This is a genomic window from Flavobacterium xizangense (assembly GCF_054075145.1).
Genome location: NZ_JBSIPG010000329.1, coordinates 1 through 236, shown reverse-complemented (window position 1 = coordinate 236; position 236 = coordinate 1). Strand labels below are relative to the sequence as shown.

The 236-nt window shown below is 61.9% G+C and carries 1 protein-coding gene; it reads right to left on the bottom strand.

All coding sequences use genetic code 11. From position 1 onward, the window contains the following. A partial coding sequence (locus tag ACWA1B_RS23640; RefSeq protein WP_456911136.1) for a VapE domain-containing protein occupies positions 1-236 on the bottom strand: 236 nt, incomplete at both ends.

Here is a 236-nt window from a genome sequence, read left to right as displayed (position 1 = left end):
CGGGTGGCTCTCCACATTCATGCCGTAGCTGGCACGGTACTTGTCATCCACGCGGGAGAGGAAGGACTTCACGGTCTCCACATCGGTCTTACGCATCCCGGCAAGCTCGCCCAGCTCCAGTATCCAGTAGCCCTGCAGTTTCTCCGGGCCGGACTTGTCGCGCATATCGGTGAGGGTCAGGCTGTCGGAGAACCACGCGCCGCCCAGCTTCGCAAAGAGTGTGGACTTGCCGATGC